The sequence below is a fragment of the Tabrizicola oligotrophica genome, assembly GCF_011008935.1.
In the GTDB taxonomy this organism is placed as follows: domain Bacteria; phylum Pseudomonadota; class Alphaproteobacteria; order Rhodobacterales; family Rhodobacteraceae; genus Tabrizicola_A; species Tabrizicola_A oligotrophica.
On sequence record NZ_JAAIVJ010000007.1, the window covers coordinates 185,063 to 192,290 of the forward strand.

Annotated in this window: 8 protein-coding genes, 1 tRNA gene and 1 pseudogene; 5 read left to right on the plus strand and 5 right to left on the minus strand. The window is 67.2% G+C overall.

Annotated features, from left to right (window positions below):
• Positions 1–53: 53 nt before the first annotated feature.
• The 4 genes from ttcA to rpmH form a co-directional block, all read right to left on the minus strand.
• A complete protein-coding gene (gene ttcA, locus G4Z14_RS13155; protein WP_164626455.1) occupies positions 54–929 on the minus strand; it encodes a tRNA 2-thiocytidine(32) synthetase TtcA in 876 nt (291 codons plus the stop codon).
• 161 nt (positions 930–1,090) lie between these two features.
• Entirely contained in the window at positions 1,091–1,339 is a 249-nt protein-coding gene (gene yidD, locus G4Z14_RS13160; RefSeq protein WP_164626458.1) for a membrane protein insertion efficiency factor YidD, read from the minus strand.
• Positions 1,336–1,743: a ribonuclease P protein component gene (gene rnpA, locus G4Z14_RS13165; protein WP_164626459.1), complete on the minus strand. Its 408-nt coding sequence runs from the start codon at positions 1,741–1,743 to the stop codon at positions 1,336–1,338. Before rnpA ends, yidD begins: the two co-directional genes overlap by 4 nt.
• A 38-nt stretch (positions 1,744–1,781) precedes the next feature.
• On the minus strand, positions 1,782–1,916 hold the full coding sequence (gene rpmH, locus G4Z14_RS13170) for a 50S ribosomal protein L34 (RefSeq protein ID WP_100195973.1): 135 nt from the start codon (positions 1,914–1,916) through the stop codon (positions 1,782–1,784).
• Positions 1,917–2,170: 254 nt separating this feature from the next.
• Here rpmH and G4Z14_RS13175 point away from each other — a divergent pair, with 254 nt between their 5' ends.
• From G4Z14_RS13175 to G4Z14_RS13195, 5 genes are all read left to right on the plus strand, one after another.
• Positions 2,171–2,905, plus strand: coding sequence for a TVP38/TMEM64 family protein (locus G4Z14_RS13175; protein ID WP_164626462.1), 735 nt, complete (start codon positions 2,171–2,173; stop codon positions 2,903–2,905).
• Entirely contained in the window at positions 2,902–4,320 is a 1,419-nt protein-coding gene (locus G4Z14_RS13180) for a dihydrolipoyl dehydrogenase family protein (RefSeq protein WP_164626464.1), read from the plus strand. The genes G4Z14_RS13175 and G4Z14_RS13180 overlap by 4 nt, the downstream gene beginning before the upstream one ends.
• 114 nt (positions 4,321–4,434) lie before the next feature.
• On the plus strand, positions 4,435–5,769 hold the full coding sequence (locus tag G4Z14_RS13185; protein ID WP_227751733.1) for a sensor histidine kinase: 1,335 nt from the start codon (positions 4,435–4,437) through the stop codon (positions 5,767–5,769).
• Between the two features lie 71 nt (positions 5,770–5,840).
• A complete protein-coding gene (locus G4Z14_RS13190) occupies positions 5,841–6,335 on the plus strand; it encodes a DUF4405 domain-containing protein (protein ID WP_164626468.1) in 495 nt (164 codons plus the stop codon).
• Between the two features lie 87 nt (positions 6,336–6,422).
• Positions 6,423–6,499, plus strand: a tRNA-Arg gene (locus G4Z14_RS13195).
• Positions 6,500–7,037: 538 nt separating this feature from the next.
• Here G4Z14_RS13195 and glyA read toward each other — a convergent pair.
• Positions 7,038–7,228 (minus strand): annotated as a pseudogene (gene glyA, locus G4Z14_RS13200) (serine hydroxymethyltransferase); the annotation flags it as partial.

The window sequence follows — 7,228 nt, forward strand, 5'->3', positions numbered from 1 at the left end:
CCGGATGGCAGCGTCCGGCCCGGAAAGGCTAGGCAAACAGGCTGACCGTTTTCTTAATCCGCATCCCGAAGTTGCGGAGGATTTTCGCCAAATGTTCCGGTTTGGCGCAGCAGCCCGGCGAAATCGAAAATCCCCGGATCGGCAAGATGCGAGGGGCGCACATTCATCAAGGCGCGGAACATCACCTGACGGCGACCGGGACTGCGGGTCTCCCAGTCATCGAGCAGCTTCTTCACCTGCGCACGCTGCAGGCCTTCCTGGCTGCCACACAGATCGCAGGGAATGATCGGGTAGTTCATGGCGCGGGCGAACCGACTGCAATCCGCCTCGGGCACGAAGGCCAGCGGGCGGTAGACGAACAGGTCGCCCTCCTCGTTCACCAGCTTGGGCGGCATTGTAGCCAGCCGCCCGCCGTGAAAGAGGTTCATGAAGAAGGTTTCCAGAATGTCGTCGCGATGGTGGCCCAGCACCACCGCCGAACACCCCTCCTCACGGGCAATGCGGTACAGGTTGCCGCGCCGCAGCCGCGAGCAGAGGCTGCACATCGTCCCGCCCGGCGCGATTTTCGACGTCACGACGGAATAGGTGTCCTGATACTCGATCCGATGCGGCACGCCCATGCGCGACAGGAAGTCCGGCAACACGGTCGCCGGAAAGCCCGGCTGACCCTGATCAAGGTTGCAGGCCAGGAGATCGACCGGCAAAAGCCCGCGCCATTTCAATTCGGTCAGCACGGCCAGCAGCGTATAGCTGTCCTTGCCGCCCGACAGGCAGACCAGCCAGCGTGCGCCCGGCTGGATCATGCCATAAGTCTCGATCGCCTCGCGTACGTTCTGCACCAGCCGCTTGCGCAGCTTGCGAAACTCGGTCGACTTCGGTGCGCCGTGAAACAGCGGGTGGATGTCGTCGGATAGCTCGTCGTCCAGCATGATGCCCCAGCCGATACCCTCGTCTGCCGTTTCCCTTCGCAGAATCCGCCGGCGCGGGAAAGCCCTTTCATACTGGTGAAAATATCCCCGCCGGAGGCTCCCCCGGCCGATGTCGGACGCTCCGCGGGGGATATTTGGGCCAGTATGAAAGGACGGGCGCGTCAGCGGGCCTTGTCGAACTCGGGATCGGCGCCGGGGACCGGGTCATAGCCGTGGCCGCCCCAGGGGTGGCAGCGGCAGATCCGGTGCGCGGCAAGACAGCTGCCCTTCAGCCCGCCGTGGCGCTCCAGCGCTTCCAGCGCATAGGCCGAGCAGGTGGGCTGGAAGCGGCAGCCATGGCCGACCCAGGGGCTGAGCAAGAGACGGTAGGCGCGCACCGGCAGGGCGGCGATATGCGCCAGCGGGGTCATGGCTTGTGGATGCGGGCCAGCGCGCCTTGCAGGTCGGCGAGCAGGAGGGCGAAGTCGCGGATCGTGGTCACGCCCGGCTTGGCGACCAGAACATAGTCCCAGCCGGGCCGCGCCATTCCGGGCAGCACCGCGCGGGCGATTTCGCGCAGGCGGCGCTTGGCGCGGTTGCGGGCGACGGCATTGCCGATCTTCTTCGAGGCGGTGAAGCCGACACGGGTGGCGGGGCTGTCATCGCGGCGATCACGGGCCTGCAGGAGAAACCCGCCGGTGCCCTGCCGCAGCGCCGAGGCCGCGCGCAGGAAGTCGGGCCGGTGCTGCAACGTCGACACGCAAAGCGAAACCGCCGGAGAGGCCCCGGGCGTCGCGGCATTGCTGCCCTGGCCCTGCGTCTCCGGCGGTGTCATGTCTTTATCCATGGCGTGGCCCCGAAAGGCCGCAGGGATCAAGCCGACAGCTTGTGACGGCCCTTGGCGCGGCGGGCGGCCAGCACCAGACGGCCGCCTTTGGTGGCCATGCGGGCGCGGAAACCGTGGCGGCGCTTGCGGACCAGGTTCGACGGTTGGTAAGTGCGCTTCATCGCGGCTCTCCATAAGACGGGTGCCCGAACCAGCAAGATTCGAGGGCGGTAACTTGAAGCCCGGTCTTTACGCAGGCGGGCGAGGCCTGTCAACGCAGGTTCCGCGCGATTTCTGCAACATTTTCCGCCCGACCGTCCAGAGGCCAGGGCGAAATGGCAAGAAAACCGTGCGGAAGGCCCATGATGGCCTGCAAGGCATCAATCGCGCGTGAAGCCTATGGCGTGCAGGGGCAGTTTCGGACCATGGTCAAGGCATGAACACCCAGATCCCCAGCCCTGGCCGCAGCCGGCTGCGCCACCTGCCCTTCGCGGTGATTCTCGCCGCCGGACTGCTGGGGGGCATTGCCTTCCGCGATCTTCTGACCTTTGAAGCCCTGGCCCGGCACCGCGAGGCGCTGATCGTCTGGCGCGACGGGCATTATCTCTGGGCGAGTTTCGGCTTCATTGCGGCCTATGCGGTCATCGTCGCGGTCTCGGTGCCGGGGGCGACGATTGCCACGCTGACCGGTGGGTTCCTGTTCGGCATGTTTCCCGGCACGCTCTACAATGTCACGGCGGCCACCATCGGCGCGGTTCTGGTATTTCTGGCTGCCCGCGCCGGGATTGGCGCGGATGTCGCCGCCCGCATCGCGGCGCGCGGCGGCGCCGCCGCCCGGCTGCAGGCGAGCTTGCGCGGCAATCAGTGGTCGGTGCTGCTGTTGATGCGGCTGGTGCCGGTGGTGCCGTTCTTTCTGGCCAACCTCATTCCCGCCTTTGCGGGCATCCGGCTCTGGCCATTCCTTGCCACAACCGCCTTGGGGATCATTCCGGGCGGGCTGGTCTTCACCTCGATCGGCGCGGGACTGGGCGAGGTCTTTGCCCGCGGCGAAAGCCCTGATCTGGGGGTCATCTTCACCGCCCCTGTCCTTGGCCCGCTGCTGGGGCTGGCCGCCTTGGCGGCGCTGCCCATGGTCATCAAGCTCTGGCAGCGCCGGGGAGGCGGGAGATGAGCCTTTTGAAACCCGATCTGTGCATCATCGGCGCGGGCGCGGCCGGGTTGTCGCTGGCGGCAGGTGCGGTGCAGATGGGGGCTTCGGTCGTGCTGGTCGAGGGTGCCGAGATGGGGGGCGATTGCCTGAATACGGGCTGCGTGCCGTCGAAGGCGCTTCTCGCGGCGGGCAAGGCGGCCGAGGCGATGCGGCAGGCCGGGCCTTTCGGCATCACCCCGGTTCAGCCGGAAATCGACTTCGCGGCGGTCAAGGATCACCTCGGGCGGGTGATTTCCGGCATTGCGCCCCATGACAGCCAGGGGCGGTTCGAGGCGCTTGGCGTTACCGTGCTGCGCGACTGGGCGCGGTTCATCTCGCCGCGTGAGCTCGAGGTAGGCGGCCAGACCATCCGGGCCCGCCGCTTCGTCATCGCCACCGGCTCGCACGCGGCCCTGCCGCCGGTTCCGGGTCTTGCTGCCGTGCCCTATCTGACCAACGAGACGATCTTCGGCCTGCGCGACAGGCCCGTGCATCTCTTGATCCTTGGCGGCGGCCCCGCCGGCATGGAACTGGCGCAGGCATACCGGCGGCTGGGCAGCCGGGTCACGGTGATCGAGGCGGCCAGGGCGTTGGGCCGCGATGACCCCGACTGCGCCGCAGTGGTGCTGGAGGCGCTGCGCGGGGAAGGGGTGGACATTCGCGAAGGACAGGACGTGGTGCGGTTGCGGGTGATCCCCGAGGGCGTAGAGGCGGTGCTGGCAGATGGTGCGGTGCTGACCGGGTCGCACCTGCTGGTCGCCGCCGGACGCATCCCGGCGCTCGAGCGGCTCGACCTTGCGGCCGGCGGGGTGGCCTGCACGGACAAGGGGGTGACGGTGGGGGCGACGCTTCGGTCGGTGTCGAATCGCCGGGTCTATGCCATCGGGGACGCCGCAGGCGGGCCGCAGTTCACCCATGCCGCAGCGGCGCATGCCGGCGTGGTGATCCGGCAGGTCTTGCTGGGCCTGCCCGCCAAGTCCGCACCCCGGGTGCCGTGGGTGACCTATACCGAACCGGAACTGGCGCAGGTCGGCCTGACTGAAACCGAGGCGCGCGCGGCATTCGGCGACCGGCTGCACGTCCTGCGCACCGGGTTTGCCGGCAATGACCGGGCGCGGGCAGAGTTGAAGGCCGAAGGGTTGGTCAAGGTCATGGTCGTCAGGGGCCGCCCGGTCGGTGCCAGCATCGCCGGGCCGCAGGCGGGCGAGCTGATCGGCCTCTGGGCGCTGGCCATCGCGGCGCGGATCCGCATCGGCACGGTGGCGGGGCTGATCCTGCCCTATCCGACTTTGGGGGAAACCGCCAAGCGTGCGGCAGGGGCCTATTTCTCGGCAAAACTCTTTGATAATCCTGCGGTGAAGCGGGTTGTGCGGCTGGTGCAGCGACTGGTGCCCTGAACGCCGCCCAAGGACATTTGTGCGCAAGCAATGGAGCCGGTTTTGACAGGCAGGCGGGGCAGGTTCCTGAACACCCTCTCGGGGCGGTTCCTGATCTTGACCGTGGCCTTCGTCATGCTGGCCGAGGTCCTGATCTTCGTGCCCTCGATTGCGCGGTTCCGGGTGGATTTCATGGCGCTGCGGCTGGAAAAGGCGCAGATCGCCTCGCTGGCCCAGCTTGCTGCCAGCGACATGGTAACCCCGGAGCTGGAGGCCGAGCTTCTGGCCAATGCCGAGGTCTACAACGTGGTTCTGCGCCGCGACGAGGTGCGGCAACTGGTGTTGTCGTCCGAGCTTCCGGCGCCCGTGACCGCGACCTATGACCTGCGCGATGCCGGCCCCTGGGAGCTGATCCGTGACGCGCTGATCTGTCTGGTGGATCCCTCCGACGACATCATCCGCGTCATCGGCAACCCGGTGCAGGAAGCGGGGCTGCTCATTGAAATCACCATGGATTCCGCACCGATGCGCGATGCGATGCTGGATTACGGCCTGCGCATCCTGCTGCTGTCGGCCCTGATCTCGGTCGTCACCGCCTTCCTGCTGTTTCTTGCGGTGCAGCGCCTGATCGTGCTGCCGATCCGCCGGGTGGCGCAGCACATGGCCGCCTATGCCGAGGCGCCCGAGGATGCCCGCCGGGTGATCGCCCCCATGGCGCAGGTGGAAGAGCTGCGCGAGGCGGAAGAGGCGATGCAGGCGATGCAGCGCCAGCTCACGGGCAGCCTGAAGCAGAAGGAAAGGCTGGCGCAGCTGGGCGGGGCGGTGGCCAAGATCAGCCACGACCTGCGCAACATCCTGACCTCGGCCCAGCTTTTCGCCGACCGGCTGGAGGGCAGCGCCGATCCGATGGTGGCCCGCTCGGCACCGAAACTGGTCGGCTCCATCAGCCGGGCGGTGGCACTTTGCGAATCAACGCTGAAGTTCGGCAAGGCGGAAGAAGCGGCCCCGGTGATCCGCCCGGTTGACCTTGTCGCGCTGGTGTCGGATGTGGCCGAGGCCGAAGGGCTGGCCGAAGACGGCGATGTCGCCTGCCTGATCGAGGTCGCTGACGACTTCCGGATCCTTGCCGACCCCGAACAGCTTTACCGTGTGCTGTCGAACCTTGTGCGCAATGCGCGGCAGGCGATCGAATCTTCCGGGGCGGGTGGCACCATCGAAATCTCCGCGTCGCAAACCGCCGACGAATGGCGCATCCGGGTGGGCGACACCGGCCCCGGCCTGCCGGAAAAGGCGCGCGAGCACCTGTTCGAGGCCTTTCAGGGCGGCGCGCGCAAGGGCGGCATCGGCCTGGGTCTAGCCATCGCCGCCGAACTGGTGCGCGGCCATGGCGGGCGACTGGACCTTGCGCGCTCGGATGCCGAGGGGACGGAATTCCTGATCCACCTGCCGAAATCCTCTGTTGCCGCATGATTTCCGCGACGGAACCGGCCTTGCACCGCGTTTCACCCCTGACGCGAAGATCAAGACGTCCGGAGTTTCAAATGGCATTGCGCAGTTGGGCCACCCCCTTGACGGTGGGGTCCTTTCTTCTGATCTCGGTCACCGGGATCCTGATGTTCTTTCACCTTGAGACCGGCCTGAGCAAGGTCGCCCACGAATGGCTCGGCTGGGTTCTGGTCGCGGGCGTCGCGGCCCATCTCTGGCTGAACCGACGGCCCTTCACGACCTATTTCAAACGCCCCGCCGCCATGGTGATCATGGGAACGGGCGCGCTCGTTCTGGTCGCCTCGCTTCTGATGCCGGTCGGCGGTGCTGGGTCGGTCCCGGTGCGGCAGATCCTCGGCTCGCTCACCACGGCGCCGATTTCCACGCTGGCGATGCTGGCGGGCAAGGAGGAGGCCAGCCTTCTGGCCGCCCTTGCCGCCGCTCATCCCGGCGTGACGGCAGACCAGAGCCTGACCGACCTCGCCGGCGACAACCCCGAGGCTGCGGTCGGCCTGCTGGCCACGGTCTATGCCGAACCCATGACCGAGTAATCGGCAGGCCGGCACCGGGAATTGAAATTCCGATGCCGAATTGCCCTTGCAATGCCCCGCAGCCACGGCTAAACGCTGCCCCAAGACGGACCCGTAGCTCAGCTGGATAGAGCATCAGACTACGAATCTGAGGGTCGGGCGTTCGAATCGCTCCGGGTCCGCCACTCACCCCATTGTTATTCCTGCGTTTTCGTGACGCCGCCCCGCGTGCGGTCCTTGCTGGCTTGCAAAAAGCGGTTGCCGGGCTGTTCTCCAGGCCAGGAAGTGCGGTCTTGGACATTTCTGATGTCTTCGCGAGATACGCCTCCAGGGATTCGGCTGGCAAAGGCCAATGTGTACCCTTCGACCGCGCTGGTCCGGGGCAGGGGGCGCCCATCTCCTCCGGGCGCAGCAGGCCTTGCACGCATGGCCACGCCTCACCGGCCCGGCTTGGGCTTGCCGCACTTGTATTCCGCTGGAAAGGCCTGCCCGGCGGCGGGGCAGGGCGCGAATTTCAGCAGCTTGGCTGCCCTGTCAGTTTCAACCGGGCAAGGGAAAGCGGCAAAGACATCATCCGAGGCCCCCCGCTTCCGCGCCGCGCCCCCCCTGTAGTCGGTCACGGCATGCCGCGCGGGCGCTGGTTCCGCCCGTGACCTGACCCCGCCAGCCCGCGAAGCAAAAAGGCCCCGGACTTTCCGGGGCCTTTTCTTCCTGTGGTTTGCCTTAGAGCGTCGGGTAGATCGGGAACTTCTGGCAGAGTGCCTCGACCTTGGTCCGGACGGCGGCTTCGACGGCGGCGTTGCCGTCTTCGCCATGCTGGGCCAGCCCGTCGACCACTTCAACGATCCAGTCGGCGATCTGGCGGAACTCGGCCTCGCCGAAGCCGCGCGTCGTGCCGGCCGGAGTGCCGAGGC